Raw genomic sequence first — 20692 nt, forward strand, 5'->3', positions numbered from 1 at the left:
CGTTTCCTCTCGATGTGGGTTCAGTGGTAGCGGCGCGCCATCGCCTCGAGCGGCAGCGGCTTGATGCGCGGCGCCTGCCCCGCGCAGCCGAACGCCTCGAAGCGCTCGACGCACACGGCGCTCGCCGCCGCGGTCGCGGCCTTCAACGCGGCGCGCGGATCGAACTCGGAACGCGCATTCGCCATCGACTTGCGCATCGCGCCGCTCATCGCGAGGCGGATGTCGGTGTCGATATTCACCTTGCGCACGCCATGCGCGATGCCGCGCCGGATCTCCTCGACCGGCACGCCGTAAGTCACCGGAATCTCGCCGCCGTATTCGCGGATGATCGCGAGCCATTCCTGCGGCACCGACGACGAGCCGTGCATCACCAGATGCGTGTTCGGAATCCGCTCATGAATCTCGACGATGCGGTCGATCGCCAGAATGTCGCCGGTCGGCTGGCGGCTGAACTTGTACGCGCCGTGCGAGGTGCCAATCGCAATCGCCAACGCATCGACGCCGGTGGCTTCGACGAAAATCTGCGCCTCGTGCGGATCGGTGAGCAGATCGTCGCGCGAGAGTTTGCCTTGCGCACCGACGCCGTCCTCCTCGCCCGCCTCGCCGGTTTCGAGCGAACCGAGACAACCCAGCTCGCCCTCCACGGAAACGCCCACCGCATGCGCGGACTCCACCACGCGGCGGCTCACGTCGACGTTGTAGTCGTAGCCGGCCGGCGTTTTCTGGTCGGGCAGCAGCGAGCCGTCCATCATCACCGACGTGAAGCCCGAACGGATCGCCTGCTGGCACACCGCCGGGCTCGCGCCATGATCCTGATGCAGCACGAGCGGAATATCGGGGTGCGCCTCCAGCGCAGCCAGGACGAGATGCCGCAAATACGGTTCGCCCGCATATTTGCGCGCCCCTGCCGACGCCTGCAGGATCACCGGGCTCGCGGTGGCCTCGGCGGCCTGCATGATCGCGTGAATCTGCTCCATGTTGTTGACGTTGAACGCCGGCACGCCGTAGCCGTGCTCGGCCGCGTGGTCCAGTAGTTGCCGCAGTGCTATGAAGGCCATCGCAAACTCCTTGAGCTCTTATCGAATGAAACGGATCATGGCGCGCCATGCGCGACGCGGCGGGCTTCGTCCACCACCGCCTGCGCGGTCAGATTGAAGTGCGTGAACAGCGCGGCGGCGGGCGCCGATTCGCCGAACGAATCGATGCCGACCACGCCGCCCTCCAGTCCGACGTATTGCCGCCAGAACGCGGTCACGCCCGCTTCCACCGCGACCCGAGGCACACCCGGCGGCAACACCGCATCGCGCCATGCGCGCGGCTGCCGGTCGAACACGCTGGTGGAAGGCATCGAGACGACCCGCGCGGCGATGCCGGCTTCGGCAAGCGGCGCGACGGCGTCGAGTGCGAGCGCGACTTCCGAACCGGTCGCGATCAGCACGACGCGCGGCTGCGACGCGGAATTGTCCGGCCAGTCGCGCAGCACATAACCGCCTTGCTCGACGGCGTCGATCTGTTCGCCGCTACGCGCCGCGAACGGCAGGTTCTGCCGGCTCAGCAGCAGGCACGACGGCCCGTCGCGTTCGACCGCTTGCGCCCAGGCCTGCGCCGTTTCGACCGTGTCGCACGGACGCCAGATGTCGAGCCCCGGAATCAGTCTGAGGCTCGCCGCATGTTCCACCGCTTGGTGTGTCGGGCCGTCCTCGCCGAGACCGATCGAATCGTGTGTGAACACGAAGATCGCGCGCGTTTTCATCAGCGAGGCCATGCGCAAAGCGTTGCGCGAGTAGTCGGAAAACGTGAGGAACGTGCCGCCGAACGGAACATGCCCGCGATGCAGCGCAATGCCGTTCATCAGCGCGCTCATGCCGAATTCGCGCACGCCGTAGTGCAGATAGTTGCCGCCTTGCAGGCCGCCGTCGTCGGCATGCACGTCGACGGCGCTTTTCCAGTTGGTGAGATTGGAGCCGGTCAGGTCGGCCGAGCCGCCCAGAAACTCGGGCAGGACGCGCGCGAGCACGGCGATGGTCTGCTGCGAGGCCTTGCGCGTCGCAATCGATTCCGCCGCGCAGTCGGCGTCGCGCACCATCGCGCGGACCGCGTCGCGCCATTGCGCGGGCAGCGTGCCCTGGGTCCGGCGTTCGAATTCGGCCGCCTCGGCGGGGTAATGCTTGCGATAGGCTTCGAAGCGCTGCGTCCACTCCGCTTGCGCGGCGGCGCCCCGCTCGCTTGCGTCCCATAACGTGCGGACCTCGCCCGGCATTACGAAGGGCGGATGTGGCCAGCCGAGCGCGCGCCGGGTCGCGCCGATCTCGTCGGCGCCGAGCGGCGCGCCGTGCACGTCGTGGGTGCCGGCTTTCGACGGCGAACCCTTGCCGATCACCGTCTTGCAGCAGATCAGCGTCGGCTTGCCCGCCGCGCGCGCGTCCTGCAAGGCGCGATCGACCGCGTCGACGTCATGGCCGTCCACCGCGCGCACCACGTGCCAGCCATACGCGGCGAAGCGCGCCGGCGTGTCGTCGGCGAACCACTGCTGAACGTGGCCGTCGATCGAAATGCCGTTGTCGTCGTACAGCACCGTGAGCTTGTCGAGCTTCAACGTGCCCGCGAGCGACGCGGCCTCGTGCGAGATGCCTTCCATCAGACAGCCGTCGCCGGTGAACACGTAGGTGCGGTGATCGACGATCGCATGGCCGGGCCGGTTGAACTCGCGTGCGAGCAGCGCCTCGGCGAGCGCCATGCCGACCGCGTTCGCGAGACCTTGCCCGAGCGGACCCGTGGTGGTTTCGACGCCGGGCGTCACGCCCACTTCGGGATGCCCCGGTGTCTTGCTGTGCAACTGGCGAAAGCGCTTCAACTCGTCGATCGGCAAGTCATAGCCGCTCAGATGCAGCAAGCCGTACAACAGCATCGAGCCGTGTCCGTTCGACAACACGAAGCGGTCGCGGTCGGGCCACGCCGGATCGCGCGGATTGTGCTTCAGATGCCGGTCCCACAACGCGACCGCAATCTCGGCCATGCCGAGCGGCATGCCCGGATGGCCGGACTTCGCCGCTTCCACCGCATCGATCGCGAGCATGCGCAGCGCGTCGGCCATGAGCCGGGTCGCGGGCGCACCAACAGATTCTGCAACGGCACTCATGAAAGTGTCTCCTTGCACGAAATAGAAAAACGGGTCCCGCCGTGGCTTGCCGATCGCCCCGCGCTCAGGCGCGCGCCTGCCGGTCGATCAGTTGCAGAATCATCGGCGTGAAAATCAGTTGCATCGCGAGGCCCATCTTGCCGCCCGGAACGACGATCACATTGGGGCGCGACATGAACGAGTCGTGCAGCATCGTCAGCAGGTACTGGAAGTCGATGCCCTTCGGCCGCGCGAAGCGGATCACGACGAAGCTCTCGTCCGGCGCCGGAATCTCGCGGGCGGTGAAGGGATTCGAGGTATCCACGGTCGGCACGCGCTGAAAGTTGACATGCGTGCGGGAGAATTGCGGACAGATGTAGTTCACGTAATCGGGCATGCGCCGCAGGATCGTATCGACCACCGCTTCGTGCGAGTAACCGCGCATGTTCTGATCGCGGTGCAGCTTCTGAATCCATTCGAGGTTGATGATCGGCACCACGCCGATCAGCAGATCCGCATGCCGCGCGACGTCGATTTTGTCGGTCACCGCCGCGCCGTGCAGCCCCTCGTAGAACATCAGATCGGTGCCGGGCGTCACCTCCTCCCACGGCGTGAAGGTGCCGGCGTCCTGCTTGTAGAGCCGCGATTCGCCTTCGTCGTGCACGTAGTGGCGCAACTTGCCCGTGCCGCTTTCGCCGTAACTGGCGAACAGCGTCTCCAGTTCTTCGAGCAGATTCGCCTCGGGTCCGAAATGGCTGAAGTTCGGCGCGCCGTCGCGCTCGTGCTCCTTCATCGCCTCGCGCATGCCGTTGCGGTCGTAACGGTGAAAGGCGTCGCCCTCGACGATCTGCGCGTTGATCTTCTCGCGCCGAAAGATGTGGGTGAAGCTTTTCATGACGGTCGTGGTGCCGGCGCCGCTCGAACCGGTTACCGCGATGATCGGGTGTTTGAGGGACATACGCTTGTCTCCGGAAGGTAATGTTCTTTTCGGCTGCTGGCTGCGCCGCTGCCGCGCGGATTACGCGCGCACGCGGGTTGCCCGGGTCACGCGCGTCACGCGCGTCACGCCGTGAAGTCGGGCAAAAACAGCGAGCGCCGGTTGAAAAGCGGCGACGAAAACGGCTTGTCCTCGCCACGGTCGTATTCGCCGTGATACCGGCCGATGCGCTCCACCTCGTTCTTCGAACCGAGGATCACGGGCACGCGCCCATGCAGCGTGGCCGGCACGACATCGAGTATCCGTTCGCGTCCGGTGATCGACAGGCCGCCCGCCTGCTCGATCAGAAAACTCATCGGGTTCGCTTCGTAGAGCAGGCGCAGGCGTCCTTCCATCGCCGGTGTCTTGGAGTCGCGCGGGTACATGAACACGCCGCCGCGCATCAGGATGCGATGCACTTCCGCGACCATCGACGCGATCCAGCGCATGTTGAAGTCGCTCGCGCGGCAACCGCTGCGGCCGTCCTTGCACTCCTGCACGTAGCGGCGCACGGGCGGCTCCCAGAAGCGCTCGTTCGACGCGTTGATCGCGAACTCCACGGTGTCCTCGGGAATGCGGATGTTCGAATGCGTGAGCACGAAATTGCCGATGTCGCGCTCCAGCGTGAAGCCATGCGTGCCGTTGCCGACCGACAGCACGAGCATGGTCGACGGACCATAGACGGCGTAGCCGGCCGCGACTTGCTCGCAACCGGGCCGCAGGAACGCGGCCTCGCCGACCGGCGCTTCCTTGTCGCCGTGATTGCGCAGCACCGAGAAAATCGAGCCCACCACGCCGTTGATGTCGATGTTCGACGAGCCGTCGAGCGGATCGAAGGCGAGCAGATAGTCGCCGCGCGGATAGCCGGGCGGAATCGCGTAGACGGTCTCCATTTCCTCCGACGCCATCGCGGCGAGCAAACCGTCCCACTCGCATTGCTGCACGAAAATCTCGTTGGTCGCGACGTCGAGCTTCTTCTGCTCCTCGCCATGCGTGTTGATGCTTTGCGCCGAACCGTAATTGCCGCCGAGCGCGCCCTTGGTGAGCATCGCCGAGATCGACTTGATCGCCGCGGCCACGTCGATGAGCAGCGCCGAGAGCCCCGCCGTCTCCGTCGTCCCCGCAGGAGAGGGCTGGCGGTCGAGCGTGTCGATCAGGAACTTCGAAAGGGTCGTACGTCCGTCTTGCATGGCGATCTCCTGAAGGATTGTTGTCGTTCAGCCTGGCGGCGCCTGAAAGGCGCGCGGCGCTGGCGGGGATGCGGACGCGGACGCACAAGCGGCGTCGCTCCCGGCCTCGGCGGACGGCTCGTCGAATACGCGGCTCGCGCGCACGTCGGCGGCGCCGATCAACGTGAGCGCGGCGGCGTCGATCGGCGCGCCGCCCTTCATCGCGTTGGCGAACAGGCGATTGGCCTGGCGCAGCCGCGCGCGGTCGAGCGCATTGCGCACCGAACGGGCGTTGGCGAAATTCGGCTGACGGATGCGCAGCGCAAGGTACTCGGCGAAAGCGCGCCGCGAGTCGGCGTCGAAGCGGTAGTGCATCGTCGCGAGCATGCGCTCGGCGATGTCGAGCAGTTCCGCTTCCTCGTAATCGGGGAACGTGATGTGATGCGCGATCCGGGAACGGAAACCCGGATTGCTTTCGAAGAAGATTTCCATCCGCGACGCGTAGCCCGCGAGAATCACCACCAGATCGTCGCGCTGGTTTTCCATTGTCTGCAGCAGGATTTCGATCGCTTCCTGGCCGTAGTCGCGCTCGTTCTCGGGGCGATACAGGTAATACGCTTCGTCGATGAACAGCACGCCGCCCATCGCGCGCTTTAGCACATCGCGCGTTTTCGGCGCGGTATGGCCGATGTATTGACCGACGAGGTCGTCGCGCGTCACCGAAACCAGATGATTGCGGCGAATGTAGCCGAGCCGGTGCAGCACTTCGGCCATGCGCAGCGCGACCGTGGTCTTGCCCGTGCCGGGATTGCCGGAGAAACACATGTGCAGGGTCGGCGCGCCGCTCGCGAGGCCGAGCGAATCGCGGGCGCGCTCCACCAGCAGATGAGCGGCGACCTCGCGAATGCGGGTCTTGACCGGCACGAGTCCGACCAGGTCGCGGTCGAGTTCGGCGAGCACGTCGCCGATGCCGGAGTCGCGATACAGCGCCGCGAGATCGATATGCGGCGGCTCCTGACGCGAATCCTGCGCGCCGGCTCGTGCAACGGACGGCGCATGCGTGTCCACTACGGCAGCTTCGGTCATTGCATCTCCTTGTTCATACCATTCGCGCGGTGATCGACGCGGTGAGCGATGCGGTGATCGATACAGCGACTCATGCACCGCACCGCATCCAATTACCGTGCCGGGCCGTAGCGCTCACCCGCGGGCCGGTCGCCCGCATAGCTCGACAGTCCATAGCGCTGCACGCGCCCCGCGCCATCCTGCCGCGTGAGACGGAAACCCGGCTCGTCCTCCGGCCGGTTGACGATGAACGACAGGCGCATCGTCTCGAAGGTGCGCTCCGAATCGAACGCATTGACCTTGATGTAGTGCTGCGGCCACGCCGCGCGGCATGCCCTCACCTCCTGCAACACGCCGGCCGCATCGCGCAGATCGAACATGGGCAAGCCCCACATTTCCCAGTACGTATTGCGCGGATGCGGGTCGTCGGTGTATTCCACCGAGCAGGCCCAGCCCTGGCTCAACGCATAGTCGATCTGCAAGCCGATCTCCTCGTCGGTCAATTCCGGCAAGAAGGAAAATGTGCCTTGTGTAATGCGCATGGCGAACCTCGTTGATTGATGTGACGGCCTGAATCGGGTCGACAGTTGTCCAACGCAGTGCGGCGGCACTGCTGTCGTTCCCGCGATAACGATTGCCGTGAATGCGGCGTTTTACGCGACGCTCGGCGTGGCGGCGAAGTCGGGCGTGTCGGTCGATGCGTAGTTGAAGCTCACGTCCCGCCACGTATCGAGCGCCTGCTTGAGCGGCGTGCACCAGCGCGCGGCGGCTTCGAGAATCTCGGGGCCCTCGTTCACGATGTCGCGGCCCTCGTTGCGCGCCTTCACCATCGATTCGAGCGCGACGCGGTTCGCCACGGCGCCCGCCTGAATGCCGGCCGGATGCCCGATCGTGCCGCCGCCGAATTGCAGGATCGCGTCGTCGCCGAACAGATCGAGCAGTTGATGCATCTGTCCCGCGTGAATCCCGCCCGAGGCGACCGGCATAATCTTGCGCAAGCCGGCCCACGGCTGATCGAAGAAAATACCGCGCGACAGGTCCACTTCGTTGTGCGCGTCGCGGCACACGTTGTAATACCCCTGTACCGACAATGGATCACCTTCGAGCTTGCCGACCGCCGTGCCCGCATGCGCATGATCGACGCCCGCCATGCGCAGCCACTTGGCGATCACGCGAAACGAAATGCCGTGATTGCGTTGCCGCGTGTACGTGCTGTGACCGGCGCGATGCAGATGCAGGATCATGTCGTTCTTGCGCGCCCAACGCGACATCGATTGAATCGCGGTCCAACCGATGACGAGGTCGATCATCACGATGCACGAGCCGAGCTCCTTGGCGAATTCGGCGCGCTCGTACATGTCCTCCATCGTGCCGGCCGTCACGTTCAGATAATGGCCCTTCACCTCCCCCGTTTCCGCTTGCGCGCGGTTCACCGCTTCCATCGAAAACAGAAAACGGTCGCGCCAGTGCATGAAGGCCTGCGAGTTGATGTTCTCGTCGTCTTTCAGGAAATCGAGTCCGCCTCTGAGCCCCTCGTACACCACGCGGCCATAGTTCTTGCCCGACAAGCCGAGCTTCGGCTTGACCGTCGCGCCGAGCAGCGGCCGTCCATATTTGTCGAGCCGTTCGCGTTCGACGACGATGCCGGTCGGCGGCCCCTGAAAGGTCTTCAGATACGCCACCGGTATGCGCATGTCCTCGAGACGCAGCGCCTTGAGCGGCTTGAAACCGAATACGTTGCCGATGATCGACGCCGTGAGGTTGGCGACCGAGCCCTCCTCGAACAGATCGAGTTCATAGGCGATGTACGCGAAGTACTGCGGTTCGCCGGAGGACGACGACGGCACCGGATCGACGCGGTAAGCCTTGGCGCGATACATGTCGCAAGCGGTGAGGCGGTCGGTCCACACCACGGTCCACGTTGCCGTGGACGATTCGCCGGCCACGGCGGCCGCCGCTTCCTCCGGCTCGACGCCGGGTTGCGGCGTGATGCGAAAGAGCGCGATCACGTCGGTGTCTTTCGGTATGTAATCCGGCTGCCAGTAACCCATTTCGCGGTATTTCATGACACCCGCGGCGTAGCGTTCGCGCGGCTTGCCCGAACTGCCAGGATTGCCCGGTTTTTGCGAATCAAGTGCTGTCTCGATCACCGGTTGACTGAAATCGTTCATGACGTATCCTCGATTGTGGCAAGCGCGCTGCCGGGAGAACGAAGCGCTTGAGTTGCACTGTAGACAAGGGCGTCATCATTGGGAATTCACGATTTAATTTGGCAGAGTTAACCGATCCATTATCAACTGCGCATCACGAAACACGTTTTCATGAAATGCGTTTTCAACCCACGCCGATATTCCACGCGACGATTTCAAATGGCGTGACAGGAGGACAGAAACCTTCGAATCGTAATGGAACACTTTGCTTCGGGATCGGGACACTGCGCGGCCGGCGATTTGCAAACCCGCACGAGCGGCATGCCGATGCAATTCGGCGTATGCTGTATTTCGCGCGAACCGCCTGCCGCCCGCGCGTTGCAGTACAGCGCCCGGCATGGAGTTTGCGTAGTCAGCAACGCCGATGCAGCCCGGCATCACGCTCGGTTCACGGCGCAACGATGTGTCAACCACATGGAGGAACACATATGCAATGGACGACACCTAGCTACACCGATATGCGCTTTGGTTTTGAAATCACGATGTATATCGCGACGCGTTAAGCCCGCACGGGCCGCATGCGCGGCCCTTTCGCGGATCACTTTTCTCTTTAGCTGAATCGGCCGGCCTTTCGGCGCTGTCACGACTCACGTTCCATCATGATCCACGAAACGATCGTCACCACGGCAGCGTGCGATGGCCGTCCTCACATAGCGCCGATGGGGGCGCGTTACGAGGGCGAGTTCGTCATTCTTTCCCCGTTTCGCCCGTCGACCACACTCGACAATATCGTCGCGTCGCGCGCGGCGGTTCTGAATTTCACCACCGACGTCCGCGTTTTCGCGGGCTGCGTCACGCATTGCGCGACCGATTGGCCCACGGTCGCCGCCACTCGCGTCGCGAGTATCCGGCTGGCGGAGTCGCTCGCGCATGCCGAACTCGAACTCGATGAACTGCGCGACGACAACCAGCGCCCGGTGCTGCGCATGAAGTGCGTGCACCGCGAGAATCACGCGCCGTTCGCCGGTTTCAACCGCGCTCAGGCGGCGGTGATCGAAGGCGCGGTGCTGGTGAGCCGGCTCTTCATGCTGCCGGCCGACAAGGTCGACCGCGAAATGGCTTACCTGCAGATCGCCATCGACAAAACCGCGGGCGATGCCGAGCGCACCGCCTGGGGCTGGCTCACCTCCGCGATCGCGCGACACCGCGCGAGCCTCGATTCCGCCGGCGGTTCGTCCGCCGAACTCGTGTCCCACTAGTCTTTCGGAGAACCCGATGACCGCATTGCTCGCGAGCGTCCGCTCGCACGAGGAGGCGTTCGACGCCGCCCAGGCCGGCGCCGAGCTGATCGACCTGAAGGAGCCGAACGCGGGCGCGCTCGGCGGCCTGTCGATCGGCGACATCACGAATATCGCGCGTCATCTACGCGCCCGTTACCCGGTCAAGCCGATCAGCGCGACGATCGGCGACGTGCCGGCCGAAGCGCTCGACGAGATCGCCGCGCGCGTCATCGAGGTCAGCGAGGCGGGCGTCGATTATGTGAAAGTGGGCGTGGCGCCGGGACCGGCCGCGCGGCGTTGCCTCGAACACCTCGCGAATCTGCCGGCGACCGTCGTGCCGGTGCTGCTGTGCGACGGCGGCATGGACGGCGAACTGGTCGCCTACGCGGCCACGCTCGGATTCGTGGGCGTGATGTTCGACACCGAGGGCAAGGACGGCAACACGCTGTTCGATCACGTGGACAGCGAATCGCTGGGGCAATGGCTGCGGCTGATCCGCGAGCAGGGCGCGATGAGCGGCATCGCCGGTTCGCTCGGCTGGGCGCAGCTCGCGCAGATCAGGGCGCTGGCGCCGGATTTCGCGGGCTTTCGCACGGCCTTGTGCGTGGATGGGCGCCGCTCGCGGCTCGATCCGCAACGGGTCGCCGACCTGGCCGGCGCGCTGCACAGTGCAAGCGGTGATAGGGGTCTTGCGGGCGCTACTTCGGGCTCGGGCGTTTCTTCGGACGCGGCCCGTTTGTAGGATTCTTCTCCCGGCGCATGGTGCGGCGCTCGTGCCGCCCATGCTGCTCATCCACGGATGTCCGCTTGCCGACTACGTCACCGGCATGTTCAGCAGCCGGTCGCGCATCAACGCCACGTTGTCCTTGTTGAGCAATTCCACCACGTAATTCGCGTCGTTCACATAGTCGACGAAACGGCGGTCCACCACGCCCGTTGCCGCCAGCGTTTCAAGCCGTTCGTCCTCGAAGATCGGACATGACTTCACCACGATCAGCCGCTCGGCGTTGAGCATCGTCGAGAGCCAGGCGGCGAGGCTGTCGGAGGTCGTGTCCCAGTTGCTCATCGCGTCGGGCGTGTCGCGCATCAACGCGGTCGGCACCCATACGGCGACATGGCCGTCGCGCAACGCGCGGCGAATCTTGGCCTCGCTCGACGCGAGCACGAGTTCGGGCCGCACGCCTTGCATCATGATCGCGTACTGCGTCATCGCGAGCAGACACATGTTGTGCGCGACGAGATCGTCGAAACGCCACTCGCTCTGATATTGCCGCACCTTGTCGGCGAAATCGCCGCCGCCGGGCACGATCACGACGCGCCCGCCGCCCACCTCGCATAGCTCGTCGAGCCAGTTGCGCAGCGTCGGCTCGTGACTCAGGCTGCCCCCGATCTTGACCACCCACATGACCGTTGTCCTCGTTTCCGATTAACTGCGTTGGTGTGTTCGCTGCATGTTCGTTGCGGGTGCCTTCACCTGCTGATTGGCTCGCGCGTTCGAGCGCTGTCTGACAAACCTCGCGTCGTGCTGTGCCGCGTGCCGTCCGACGCGCGGCTCATCGCGCTTCGGCTCATGCCGCCCGCGATATCGCGCCCTACCTGTCACACCCAAAAAGCTCACGCCGTGCTGTTCCGCGTGCCGTCCATCGCGCGGCTCATCGCGCCGCGGCTCATGCCGCCCGCGATACCGCGCCCTACCTGTCACACCCCAAAAGCTCACGCCGTGCCGTTCCGCCTGCCGTCCATCGCGCGGCTCATCGCGCCGCGGCTCATGCCGCCCGCGATACTGCGCCCGCGCCGTCGCGGCCCGCATGCCGGTCGTGCGCGGCCGCGAGCAGCGCCACCGCCACGCTCGGCGCGCAAGTCGCGGCCCACTCCGAGCATGCGTCGGGAACGCCCGCCAGCGCGCCGAAATCGACATAGCCGCGCGCCTCCTCACGCGCCAGCGCCGCCACGAGGAAGCGTCCGCAGCCCGCGCCCACCAGCGGCGCGGCGGCCAGCTCGGGATGCGCCGCCGTCACGCGCGCGAGGTTCACGCCGATCTCGCGCAATTGCAGTTCGCGCCAGCGCAGCGCGAACCGGCGCCATTCGGCAGGCTCCGTTTCGTAGGCGTCGCGGCCGATCATCCGCGCGATCCGCGCACGGCTCGCGGCTTCCGTCTTCGGTCCCTGGTCGGCGCTCGGATAGAGGTCGTAGTGCGGCTCCAGTTCGCCGGTCAGCCGATAGACATCCGCGCTCGTCGCGAACCATTCGTTCATCACGTTGACGGCCGCGCCCGCGAATTCGATGCGGTGCGCGATCCCGCACAACGGCGTGCGCACAACACCCTGGTAGACCAGTTCGCCGGTCGCGAGCCGCCCGGCATCGGTCGCGGCGCGCGCGACGACGCGCCCGCCAGCGATCGGAATGATGTCGGTGGTCGTGCTGCCGATGTCGATGAGCAGCGCGTCGGCTGCGCGCGTGGCGACCCAGTGCGCGGTGGCGAGCCAGTTCGCGGAGGCAACGTCACGCCAGTTGGCGGCGCAGTCTTGCGGCGCGAGCCAGCCGATTTCGCCTGCATAAAAACGCAACTGTGCGCCCGGTTGTGAGCCTGCCTGTGCGCCTGCCTGTGCGCCTGCTTGTGCATCTGATCGTGAGCCCAACCGCGCGTGCGTTTGCGACTGCACCGGCGCATGCGAGCGCGGCGCGAGCCGCTGCGCGAGCGTGCCGGCAATCGCCCGCACGCCTGCGGCGCGGTCGGGGAACAGGTCGACCATCTCGCCCGTCATCGTCACCGCGTGCCGCGCGGCGGCCGTGTTCGCGGCCGGCCAGCGCTCGAACACGAGGTCGATCGTCCGCTCCAGATGTTCGAGTCCCTGCCACAGCGGACACGCCCATTGCGCGACGTCGAGCACCGCGCCGCCGGCATCGGCCATCGACACCTTCACGTGCGCGCCGCCCACATCCCAGCCGAAAATCGCGCCATCGACGCCCGCATCGCTCGCATGCGCTGCCTGCGCCGCGCTCACGGCCGCGCTCCACAGGCCGTCTCGGAGCCGTGCGGGCGCGCCGCCGCGCTTCTGTCGATGCGCGCCCCATGCGCCGCCAGCAACGCGCGCGCGAGATTGCCGCCGAGCGACGCGGACAGCCCCGCATACGCGACGGTCAACCGCGGATTGACCTCGATCACCACGGGGCCGCGCTCGGGATGCCACACCACGTCGATGCCGGCAAAGCCGCGCAAGCCGGGCAGCGCCGCATACACGCGCTGCGCGAGGTCGCCGAGCACACGGCCCTGGTCGCCGAGACGATCGATCTGGTTCACCATCACGCCGTCGAATTCGACGATCCGCGGTTGCGGTCCGCTTGCGTCGGCTCCGCTCAAACCGATCTGCTGCCGGTTGATGCTGATGAGCTCGGCGCGGTCCTCGTGACAGATCAGCGAGAGACTGAGCGGCTCGCCGTCGACCCATTCCTGAAGCACCGGATTGCGTCCGGCGGCGGCACGCGCATCGTATTCCGCGCAGGCATCGGCGAAACGGTCGAACACGAACGTGTCGAGACCGCCCGCGCCGTCGTCCGGTTTCACGACCCAGCGGCCGGCGAACGGATGACGCTCCGAACGCGCATCGGCTTGCCCCGGTTCGAGCGCGGGCGTCGTCGCGATGCCATGCGCCGCGAGACACGCGGCGGTCACGCTCTTGCTCGACGCCGCGCGAATCGCTTCCTTCGCGCAACCGAGCCAGCGCGCCGTGCCGACCGCATCGTAAAGATGCAGCAGCAAGCCGTCGCATTCGGGCGCGATGATCCACGCGTAATCGTGTTCGCGCGCCACTCTTGCGACGAAGGCCGTCATCGATTCGCCCGGCGCGGCCCTACAATGGGCCAGCGCCGGGTCGACGGTTTCGAAGCGCGAACTGGCGAACGTCACCTGCACGCCGTCGAGTTCGCGCAGATCCGCGACCAGCGCGTCGCGCATCACCCGCCCCTCGACGATCAACGCGCTCAGGTCGGCGAGACTGCCCGCGCCGGCCAGCGCCGGGTCGATGCCGCCGCCAGTGAGATACTCATAGACAAAGATCTTGGTCAAAGGAGCACGCCCCCAATGCAGGTGATACCGGTTCTCGATCTGCTCGACGGCCACGTCGTGCGCGCGGTGCGCGGCGAGCGGACCGCTTATCTGCCGATCCAGTCGCCGCTCGCCGCCACCAGCGAGCCGCTTCACATCGCCCGTGCGCTCATTGCCGCAAGCGGCGCGCGCACGCTCTATATCGCCGACCTCGGCGCCATCCTTCAACGCGGCGCCCATGTCGCGACGCTCGCCATGCTGCGTGCCGCCCTCCCCGGCATCGACATCTGGCTCGATGCGGGCTATGCCGACTTTGCGTCGATGCGCTCGCTATTCGACAGCATCGAGCGCCTCACTCACATTCAGCACATCGAGCAGAGCGGCCCGGCTCAATCGCGCATCGGCGACCACAACGCCCCCAACGACCACTCGACTCACGATCTCGCGGCCCTCGTGCCCGTGTTCGGCACCGAGTCGCTGCGCGACCTTCACGCGCTGCAAGCGGCCGAGGCTGCCGGCCTCTCGCCCATTCTTTCGCTCGATCATCGCGCCGGCCAGTTGCTTGCCGACCCTGCGTTCGAACCCACATCGTCATGGTGGCCCGGCCGGGTGATCGCCATGACGCTCGACCAGGTCGGCAGCTACGACGGTCCCGACCTGCGCACCGTCGAGCGCATCCGCTCGAACGCGCCCGCGGGCACCGCCGTGATCGGCGCGGGCGGCATTCGCGATCGAGCCGATCTGAGCGCGGCGGCGCGGACTGGCGCCACCGGATGGCTGGTGGCGTCCGCACTGCATGATCGCCAGATCGGCCTCCCGCTCTTCGAATCCACGTAGCAGGCTATACAAAATCCATGCCAATCGCGGGACAACGCACGGCGGTAAACAAACAGAAAGCAATGCGGCCGCGTGTGACACTCTGCTCCAGATCGGCACACAACCTGTGCGGCGCACCGGGGTTTCGGCGCTGTCGATGCCACAGCGGCCGACGCACGCAAGCCGCATGCAATGCGAGTGCCACGACCGTCCGATCCTTTTAAGCACACGGCCACATTAGCGGTGCGCGATTCGATCCGCGCGAGCGTCGTTGCACTATCGCGGCCATCGGCATGGAGCTTGCTAAAACGAAGCCATGCACCTTCCACCGACCGATCCGTCGAACACGAGCCCCTCGGGCGCGGCCAACGTGCCCGCCTTGTCGACCACGCGCGACTGGACCTGTCCGTTCTGCCCGCTGCTGTGCGACGACCTGGTCGTCAATGCGCACGACGACGCCACGCTCAGCGTGCCCGACACCGATTGCCCGCGGCTCGCCGACGCGCTCACGTGCTACGGCGCGAGCGACGCGCAGTGCGCGAGCAGCATCGACGGACAGGACGCCAATCTCGACGACGCGCTCACTCATGCGGCGCGGATGCTGTCGAACGCGCGCCGTCCGCTGTTCGGCGCGCTCGCCACCGACGTCGCCGGCGCACGCGCGTTGTACACGCTCGCGGCCGGTTGCGGCGCGATCCTCGATCATTTGCATGGCGACGCGATGAGCGCCGCGACACTCGCGTTGCAGGATCGCGGCTCGTTCTTCACGACGCTCTCCGAAGTGCGCAGCCGCGCCGATCTGCTGGTGTTTTTCGGCTGCCAGCCGTCGCGGCGCTATCCGCGTTTTTACGCGCGCACGCTGGAGGGCACCGAAGGCACGCGCGACCTGGTGTTCGTCGGTTGCGAGCCGGACCCTGCCGCGAGCGCGTTCGCGCAAGCGCGCGTCGAAGCGATCCTGCCGGACGCCGATCCGTATCACACGCTCGCGCAATGGTCCGCGTTGAGCGTGGGACGCGAGCCCGGCGCGTTGCCCGATAACGGAACGGGCACGTCGGAGACGCTGGCGACGCTAGCCGCGCTGCAAGCGCGCATTGCCGCCGCGCGCTATACGGTGTTCGTTTATGAGCCCGCCGCGCTGCCCGGTCCGCATGCCGCGCTGCTGATCGAAGCGTTGAACCGCATCGTCAAGACGACGAACCTCACGGCTCGCGCGGGCTGTCTCGCGCTCGGCGGCGACGACGGCGCGCTCACGGTCAACCAGACGGTGACATGGCTCTCGGGCCTGCCGCTGCGCACCCATGTCTCGAAGCCCGGACGGCTCGCCGGCACCGCGCCGCTCGATCATGATCCGTATCGCTACCGCACCAGCAGGCTGCTCGCCGAGGGTGAAGTCGACGCGCTGTTGTGGGTCGCGAGTTTCGGGCCGCACGCGTGGCCGGCCTCGCTCGATCCGGCCGTGCCCGCGGTGGTGCTCGGTCATCCCGCTCTCGCCGAAGCGGCCAGGTCGCGCGGCGCCGCGACGGTTTTCATTCCGGTTGCGACGCCCGGCATCGACAGCGGCGGTCATCTGTTCCGGGTCGACAGTTCGGTCGTGATGCCGCTCGCCGCCGCGCGCGGCGCCGCGCTGCCCTCGGTCGAGGCGATCGCCACGCAACTGGCCGCGCGGCTTCATGCGCCCGATGCGCGCCCCGCCGTTCAGGAGCAGCCATGAGCCTCGTCCGGCTGAAAGGCGGCACGATCTACGACCCCACCAACGGCGTGAACGGCGAGCGCCGCGATCTGACGATTCGCGACGGCCGCATCGTCGACGTTGCGGCGAACACGCCGGTCGATCACGAATACGACGCCACCGGCATGATCGTGATGGCGGGCGGAATCGACATGCATTCGCACATCGGCGGCGGCAAGACGAATCTGTCGCGCCTGCTGCTGCCCGAGGATCACCGCGCCGATCCCGTGCGCGATGCGGCCTACGAATCGGTGCAGGACGGCGCGGGGCGTTACTTGCGTCTGCCGTCGTGCGGCGTCTGCGCGCCGGGCACGCTCGCGACCGGCTACCGCTACGCCGAGATGGGCTACACGGCCGCGTTCGAGCCGGCGATGATGCCGTCCAACGCGCGCCATACGCACCTCGAAATGGGCGACACGCCGATCATCGATCACGGCGCCTATGTGATGCTCGGCAACGACGAACTGTTCCTGCAGATGCTCGCCGCGCGCAACGACTTCGAGCGGCTGCGCGATTACGTCGGCTGGACGATTCACGCGAGCAAGGCGCTCGGCGTGAAGGTGGTCAATCCCGGCGGCATCTCGGCGTTCAAGTTCAACCAGCGTTCGCTCAACGTGGACGAGCCGCACAAGCACTACGGCATCACGCCGCGCGAGGTGCTGCATACGCTGTCGCGCGCGTTGACCGAACTGCGCGTGCCGCATCCGCTGCACGTGCACGCGAGCAATCTCGGCGTGCCCGGCAACATCGACTCGACCATCGCGACGATGGACGCCGCCGACGGCCTGCCGATCCATCTCACGCATATCCAGTTTCACAGCTACGGCGTCGAAGGTCCGCAGAAGTTTTCGTCGGGCGCGCGCCATATCGCCGAAGCGGTGAACGCGCGGCCGAACGTGTCGATCGACGTGGGCCAGATCATCTTCGGGCAAACCGTCACCGCCTCGGGTGACACGATGATGCAGTTCCGCAACGCGCCGATGGCGCGGCCGCACAAGTGGGTGGTGGGCGACATCGAATGCGACGCGGGCTGCGGCGTGGTGCCGTTCCGCTATCGCGAGCAAAGCTTCGTGAATGCGCTGCAATGGATCATCGGACTCGAAATCTTTTTGCTGGTCGACGATCCCTGGCGTGTCTCGATGACCACCGATCATCCGAACGGCGGCCCGTTCACCAGCTATCCGCATCTGATCCGCCTGCTGATGGACAAATCGTTTCGCGACGAGCAGATCGCGAAGCTGCATCCCGAAGCGCAAGTGGCGAGCGCGCTGCCGCATTTGAAGCGCGAATTCTCGCTGTACGAGATCGCCATCATCACGCGCGCCGGGCCCGCGCGCCTGCTCGGCCTGCGCGACCGCGGCCATCTGGGCGAGGGTGCCGCGGCCGACATCGCCGTGTATCGCGACGAGCCGGATCGCGAGCGGATGTTCACGTCGCCCGCGTATGTGTTCAAGGACGGCGAACTGGTGGCGCGCGACGGCACGCTCGTCGCCACGCCCACGGGCGGCATCCATTTCGTGTCGCCCGATTTCGACCGCGGCATCGAAAAAACGCTGCGCGCCTATAGCGACGCCAATCTCGCGAACAACTTCGCGCATGCGGCGATCAGCGACGACGAGATCTGCAATTGCTGCCGCGGCGGCAGGCTGCTGCCGGTCGAATGTTTCTCCAATAATTGATGAACGCGGCCGACAAACACGGTTGACCAGAACGGTTGATTCACGCCAACACGAACCCCAGACGATGAGCGACCCGGCACCTCTTCAGATCAACGGCACCACGATCGACGCAACCTTCGCGGAAGCCTTTCCGATGAAGGCGACCCGGCTCGTCATCACCGCGCACACGCCGACGTGGGCGCTCAACGCGGCCAACGCGATGACGGGCTTCGCGACCTCGGTGATCGGCTGCGGTTGCGAGGCCGGCATCGAGCGCGAACTCGCGCCGGGCGACACGCCGGATGGGCGGCCTGGAGTCGCGGTCTTGCTGTTCGCGGTCTCGTCGAAGGAATTGGCCAAGCAGATCGAACGGCGCGTGGGTCAATGCGTGCTTACCTGCCCGACCACCGCGATCTATGGCGGCATCGATCCGGCGACAAGCCGCGCGCCGCTCTCCGACGTGGCCTCGCTCGGCCGTGGCTTGCGCTTTTTCGGCGACGGCTGGCAAATCTCGAAGGTGCTCGCCGGCACGCGTTACTGGCGCGTGCCGGTGATGGACGGCGAGTTCGTCTGCGAGGAAACCACGGCGACGGTGAAGGCCGTCGGCGGCGGCAATCTGCTGCTGCTCGCGCGCGACATCGACGCCGCGCTGGCCGCCTCCGAAGCCGCGGTCGCGGCAATGCGCAAGCTGCCGAACGTGATCATGCCGTTTCCTGGCGGCGTCGTCCGCTCGGGATCGAAGGTCGGTTCGAAGTACAAGGGCGCGACCGCGTCGAGCAACGACGCGTTCTGCCCGACGCTGGTCGGACTCTCGCCGCGCAGCGAACTGGGCGCGGAAGTCGGCTGCGTGCTGGAAATCGTGATCGACGGCCTCACCGACGCGGACGTCGGCCTTGCGATGACGGCGGGCATCGTGGCGGCCACCGCGCGCGGACGCGCGGCGGGCATGCTGCGGATTTCGGCGGGCAACTACGGCGGCAAGCTGGGGCCGTACCACTTCCATTTGCACGAACTGGCCGCCGGCCTCGACGGGAGCCGCGCATGAGCACGACGACCACCCTGCGCGTGAAAGCGCCGCCCGGTTTCCGCGTGGATGCGGGCGCGCTGTTGCCCGCGCCGCTCGCGGAATTGAGCTTGAACGAAATCGAGCGCATCGTGCTGCCCGCGGGCAACGAGCGCTGCGCGGTGGGCGACGTGTTCGAGGTGTCGCGTAGTGAAACCGCGGCGGCGCGTGCGGCGGCGGATGCGCCTCATACGCCTCACACGCCTCACGCGCCTCACATCGAGCACGCCGACGCGACGCTCGTGATCGACGGCGCCGAGCCGTGGCTCGACCGCGTGGGCGCGCATATGACGGCGGGCCACCTTGTCGTCCACGGTTCGACGGGCGACTATAGCGGCTTGCACATGGCGGGCGGCGTGCTGCGCATCGACGGCGATGCGGGACACTTCACCGCCTGCGAAATGCGCGGCGGACGCCTGAGCGTGGCCGGCAATAGCGGCGACTTCGCCGCCGGCGCGCTCACCGGCGACATGGAAGGCATGACCGGCGGCACGCTGACGATTCACGGCGACACGGGCGCGCGGCTCGCCGATCGCATGCGCCGCGGCCTCGTGCTCGTCGGCGGCGATGCGGGCGAATTCGCCGCGTCGCGGCTCGTCGCGGGCACCGTCTGCGTGGCGGGGGAACTCGGCCCGCATTATGCGTACGGTATGAGGCGCGGCACGCTGCTGCTCGCGCAGCGGCCCGTGCAATTGCCGCCGACCTTCACCGAGGGCGGCCGCGGTTTCGACGTATTCTGGGCGCTGCTGGTGCGCAGTCTCGCGCGCGAAATCACGCCCTTCTCGCAGTGGCGCGCGATGAAGCTGCCGGCGCGCTACGCCGGCGATCTCGCGGTCGACGGACGGGGCGAAATCCTGATCGCCGGGTAACACCCGAGTGGTGCGCACGCGAGGCTGTATTAGTGTGTTCGATGGACACATCAAACGAAAGGAGACGGAGTGACGACGGTGCATTCGCCTCACGCCACGAAGCCACGCGCCGACGCCAAAGCCGGCGCGCGCGCGCCGCGCTATGCCGGCTCGCTGATCGTGCTGCATTGGGTGATCGCGTTCGGCATCATCGGTCTGCTTGCGCTCGGGCTATACATGGTCGGGTTGCCGAAGGGGCTGCCTCTCAAGGCGTCGTTGATCACCTTCCACAAGTCACTCGGACTGACGGTTTTCCTGCTGGTGCTTCTCCGTATCATGGTGCGCGCGGTCGTTGGTCGGCCGCCGCTACCGCCGATGCGACCGTGGCAACGCGCCGCCGCGCGCACTACGCAGGGTCTTTTATACGTGGCAATGGTCGTGATGCCGCTCTCCGGCTATCTCGGGTCGTCGTTCAACACGTATGGCACGCGTTTCTGGGGCATCCTGCTGCCGAAGTGGGGCTGGGACGACAAGGCACTGCGCTCGCTGTTCTTCGGCATTCACGAAGCGGCCGCGTATGTGCTGATCGCGCTGATCGTGCTGCACGTGGCCGGGGCGATCAAGCATCAGTTGATCGACCGCGACAACCTGCTGGCGAGGATGCTGCCATGACTAGGCGGGCTGCGCGGGGTGGTTCGTCGCATGGGCCGCATGGGCTTGAGGCGCTTCAAGCGCTTCAAGCAACGAACGCGCTTCATGCGCCTCATGCACCTCA

19 protein-coding genes are annotated in these 20692 nt (G+C 66.5%); 9 read left to right on the forward strand and 10 right to left on the reverse strand.

The features are described from left to right. Positions 1-20: 20 nt before the first annotated feature. The 7 genes from fba to ACTJLC_RS06105 all read right to left on the reverse strand — a co-directional run bounded on the left by fba (position 21) and on the right by ACTJLC_RS06105 (position 8499). On the reverse strand, positions 21-1058 hold the full coding sequence (fba, locus tag ACTJLC_RS06075) for a class II fructose-bisphosphate aldolase (protein WP_083081042.1): 1038 nt from the start codon (positions 1056-1058) through the stop codon (positions 21-23). A gap of 35 nt (positions 1059-1093) precedes the next feature. Then, entirely contained in the window at positions 1094-3139 is a 2046-nt protein-coding gene (gene tkt, locus ACTJLC_RS06080; RefSeq protein ID WP_310315530.1) for a transketolase, read from the reverse strand. Between the two features lie 64 nt (positions 3140-3203). Continuing rightward, entirely contained in the window at positions 3204-4076 is an 873-nt protein-coding gene (locus ACTJLC_RS06085) for a phosphoribulokinase (protein WP_310315532.1), read from the reverse strand. 104 nt (positions 4077-4180) lie between these two features. Continuing rightward, positions 4181-5284: a class 1 fructose-bisphosphatase gene (locus ACTJLC_RS06090; protein WP_083081045.1), complete on the reverse strand. Its 1104-nt coding sequence runs from the start codon at positions 5282-5284 to the stop codon at positions 4181-4183. A gap of 27 nt (positions 5285-5311) precedes the next feature. Next, the gene (gene cbbX / locus ACTJLC_RS06095) at positions 5312-6349 is read right to left on the reverse strand and encodes a CbbX protein (protein WP_073427431.1); all 1038 of its coding nucleotides are present in this window, start codon (positions 6347-6349) and stop codon (positions 5312-5314) included. Positions 6350-6441: 92 nt separating this feature from the next. After that, complete coding sequence (locus ACTJLC_RS06100) at positions 6442-6870, reverse strand: ribulose bisphosphate carboxylase small subunit (RefSeq protein WP_083081048.1); 429 nt, start codon at positions 6868-6870, stop codon at positions 6442-6444. 111 nt (positions 6871-6981) lie between these two features. After that, positions 6982-8499 (reverse strand): ribulose-bisphosphate carboxylase large subunit, encoded by a 1518-nt coding sequence (locus ACTJLC_RS06105; protein ID WP_073427429.1) that lies wholly within the window; start codon positions 8497-8499, stop codon positions 6982-6984. Between the two features lie 467 nt (positions 8500-8966). Here ACTJLC_RS06105 and pqqA point away from each other — a divergent pair, with 467 nt between their 5' ends. The 3 genes from pqqA (at position 8967) to ACTJLC_RS06120 (ending at position 10500) form a co-directional block, all read left to right on the forward strand. Continuing rightward, complete coding sequence (gene pqqA, locus ACTJLC_RS06110; protein ID WP_013342881.1) at positions 8967-9041, forward strand: pyrroloquinoline quinone precursor peptide PqqA; 75 nt, start codon at positions 8967-8969, stop codon at positions 9039-9041. 96 nt (positions 9042-9137) lie between these two features. Beyond that, positions 9138-9737: a DUF447 domain-containing protein gene (locus ACTJLC_RS06115; RefSeq protein WP_083082916.1), complete on the forward strand. Its 600-nt coding sequence runs from the start codon at positions 9138-9140 to the stop codon at positions 9735-9737. A 16-nt stretch (positions 9738-9753) separates the two neighbouring features. Further along, positions 9754-10500: a (5-formylfuran-3-yl)methyl phosphate synthase gene (locus ACTJLC_RS06120; RefSeq protein ID WP_154872615.1), complete on the forward strand. Its 747-nt coding sequence runs from the start codon at positions 9754-9756 to the stop codon at positions 10498-10500. A 72-nt stretch (positions 10501-10572) separates the two neighbouring features. On the opposite strand, the gene ACTJLC_RS06125 is transcribed toward ACTJLC_RS06120, so the two are convergent. The 3 genes from ACTJLC_RS06125 to ACTJLC_RS06135 all read right to left on the reverse strand — a co-directional run bounded on the left by ACTJLC_RS06125 (position 10573) and on the right by ACTJLC_RS06135 (position 13824). Next, positions 10573-11163, reverse strand: a complete 591-nt coding sequence (locus tag ACTJLC_RS06125) for an amino acid kinase family protein (protein ID WP_073427426.1) — start codon at positions 11161-11163, stop codon at positions 10573-10575. Between the two features lie 361 nt (positions 11164-11524). Then, on the reverse strand, positions 11525-12763 hold the full coding sequence (locus ACTJLC_RS06130; protein WP_310315536.1) for a hydantoinase/oxoprolinase family protein: 1239 nt from the start codon (positions 12761-12763) through the stop codon (positions 11525-11527). Further along, positions 12760-13824, reverse strand: coding sequence for an ATP-grasp domain-containing protein (locus ACTJLC_RS06135; RefSeq protein ID WP_310315538.1), 1065 nt, complete (start codon positions 13822-13824; stop codon positions 12760-12762). Before ACTJLC_RS06135 ends, ACTJLC_RS06130 begins: the two co-directional genes overlap by 4 nt. 15 nt (positions 13825-13839) lie before the next feature. On the opposite strand from ACTJLC_RS06135, the gene ACTJLC_RS06140 reads away from it, so the two are divergent. The 6 genes from ACTJLC_RS06140 to ACTJLC_RS06165 all read left to right on the forward strand — a co-directional run bounded on the left by ACTJLC_RS06140 (position 13840) and on the right by ACTJLC_RS06165 (position 20589). Then, a complete protein-coding gene (locus ACTJLC_RS06140) occupies positions 13840-14640 on the forward strand; it encodes a HisA/HisF-related TIM barrel protein (protein ID WP_310315540.1) in 801 nt (266 codons plus the stop codon). Positions 14641-14935: 295 nt separating this feature from the next. Continuing rightward, positions 14936-16330: a formylmethanofuran dehydrogenase gene (locus ACTJLC_RS06145; RefSeq protein WP_310117883.1), complete on the forward strand. Its 1395-nt coding sequence runs from the start codon at positions 14936-14938 to the stop codon at positions 16328-16330. Beyond that, on the forward strand, positions 16327-18027 hold the full coding sequence (locus ACTJLC_RS06150; RefSeq protein ID WP_083081057.1) for a formylmethanofuran dehydrogenase subunit A: 1701 nt from the start codon (positions 16327-16329) through the stop codon (positions 18025-18027). Before ACTJLC_RS06145 ends, ACTJLC_RS06150 begins: the two co-directional genes overlap by 4 nt. Positions 18028-18091: 64 nt before the next feature. Next, complete coding sequence (gene fhcD, locus ACTJLC_RS06155) at positions 18092-19051, forward strand: formylmethanofuran--tetrahydromethanopterin N-formyltransferase (RefSeq protein ID WP_073427421.1); 960 nt, start codon at positions 18092-18094, stop codon at positions 19049-19051. Beyond that, complete coding sequence (locus tag ACTJLC_RS06160; protein ID WP_440843317.1) at positions 19048-19938, forward strand: formylmethanofuran dehydrogenase subunit C; 891 nt, start codon at positions 19048-19050, stop codon at positions 19936-19938. Before fhcD ends, ACTJLC_RS06160 begins: the two co-directional genes overlap by 4 nt. 69 nt (positions 19939-20007) lie before the next feature. Next, positions 20008-20589 carry a cytochrome b gene (locus ACTJLC_RS06165; protein ID WP_083081060.1) on the forward strand — a complete coding sequence of 194 codons (582 nt, stop codon included), beginning with the start codon at positions 20008-20010 and terminating at the stop codon, positions 20587-20589. The last annotated feature ends 103 nt before the right edge of the window (positions 20590-20692 follow it).

Origin of the sequence: Paraburkholderia sp. 22099 (genome assembly GCF_052045835.1) — a bacterium.
GTDB classification, from domain to species: Bacteria; Pseudomonadota; Gammaproteobacteria; order Burkholderiales; family Burkholderiaceae; genus Paraburkholderia; species Paraburkholderia terricola.

Bases quoted from the DNA above. Each gene is read 5' to 3' on its own strand.
- ACTJLC_RS06115 (WP_083082916.1), top strand. From the start codon at position 9,138: ATGATCCACGAAACGATCGTCACCACGGCAGCGTGCGATGGCCGTCCT.
- ACTJLC_RS06100 (WP_083081048.1), bottom strand. From the start codon at position 6,870: ATGCGCATTACACAAGGCACATTTTCCTTCTTGCCGGAATTGACCGAC.
- ACTJLC_RS06140 (WP_310315540.1), top strand. From the start codon at position 13,840: ATGCAGGTGATACCGGTTCTCGATCTGCTCGACGGCCACGTCGTGCGC.
- ACTJLC_RS06120 (WP_154872615.1), top strand. From the start codon at position 9,754: ATGACCGCATTGCTCGCGAGCGTCCGCTCGCACGAGGAGGCGTTCGAC.
- fba (WP_083081042.1), bottom strand. From the start codon at position 1,058: ATGGCCTTCATAGCACTGCGGCAACTACTGGACCACGCGGCCGAGCAC.
- ACTJLC_RS06150 (WP_083081057.1), top strand. From the start codon at position 16,327: ATGAGCCTCGTCCGGCTGAAAGGCGGCACGATCTACGACCCCACCAAC.
- ACTJLC_RS06105 (WP_073427429.1), bottom strand. From the start codon at position 8,499: ATGAACGATTTCAGTCAACCGGTGATCGAGACAGCACTTGATTCGCAA.
- ACTJLC_RS06090 (WP_083081045.1), bottom strand. From the start codon at position 5,284: ATGCAAGACGGACGTACGACCCTTTCGAAGTTCCTGATCGACACGCTC.
- cbbX (WP_073427431.1), bottom strand. From the start codon at position 6,349: ATGACCGAAGCTGCCGTAGTGGACACGCATGCGCCGTCCGTTGCACGA.
- ACTJLC_RS06125 (WP_073427426.1), bottom strand. From the start codon at position 11,163: ATGTGGGTGGTCAAGATCGGGGGCAGCCTGAGTCACGAGCCGACGCTG.
- fhcD (WP_073427421.1), top strand. From the start codon at position 18,092: ATGAGCGACCCGGCACCTCTTCAGATCAACGGCACCACGATCGACGCA.
- ACTJLC_RS06085 (WP_310315532.1), bottom strand. From the start codon at position 4,076: ATGTCCCTCAAACACCCGATCATCGCGGTAACCGGTTCGAGCGGCGCC.
- ACTJLC_RS06160 (WP_440843317.1), top strand. From the start codon at position 19,048: ATGAGCACGACGACCACCCTGCGCGTGAAAGCGCCGCCCGGTTTCCGC.
- ACTJLC_RS06145 (WP_310117883.1), top strand. From the start codon at position 14,936: ATGCACCTTCCACCGACCGATCCGTCGAACACGAGCCCCTCGGGCGCG.
- tkt (WP_310315530.1), bottom strand. From the start codon at position 3,139: ATGAGTGCCGTTGCAGAATCTGTTGGTGCGCCCGCGACCCGGCTCATG.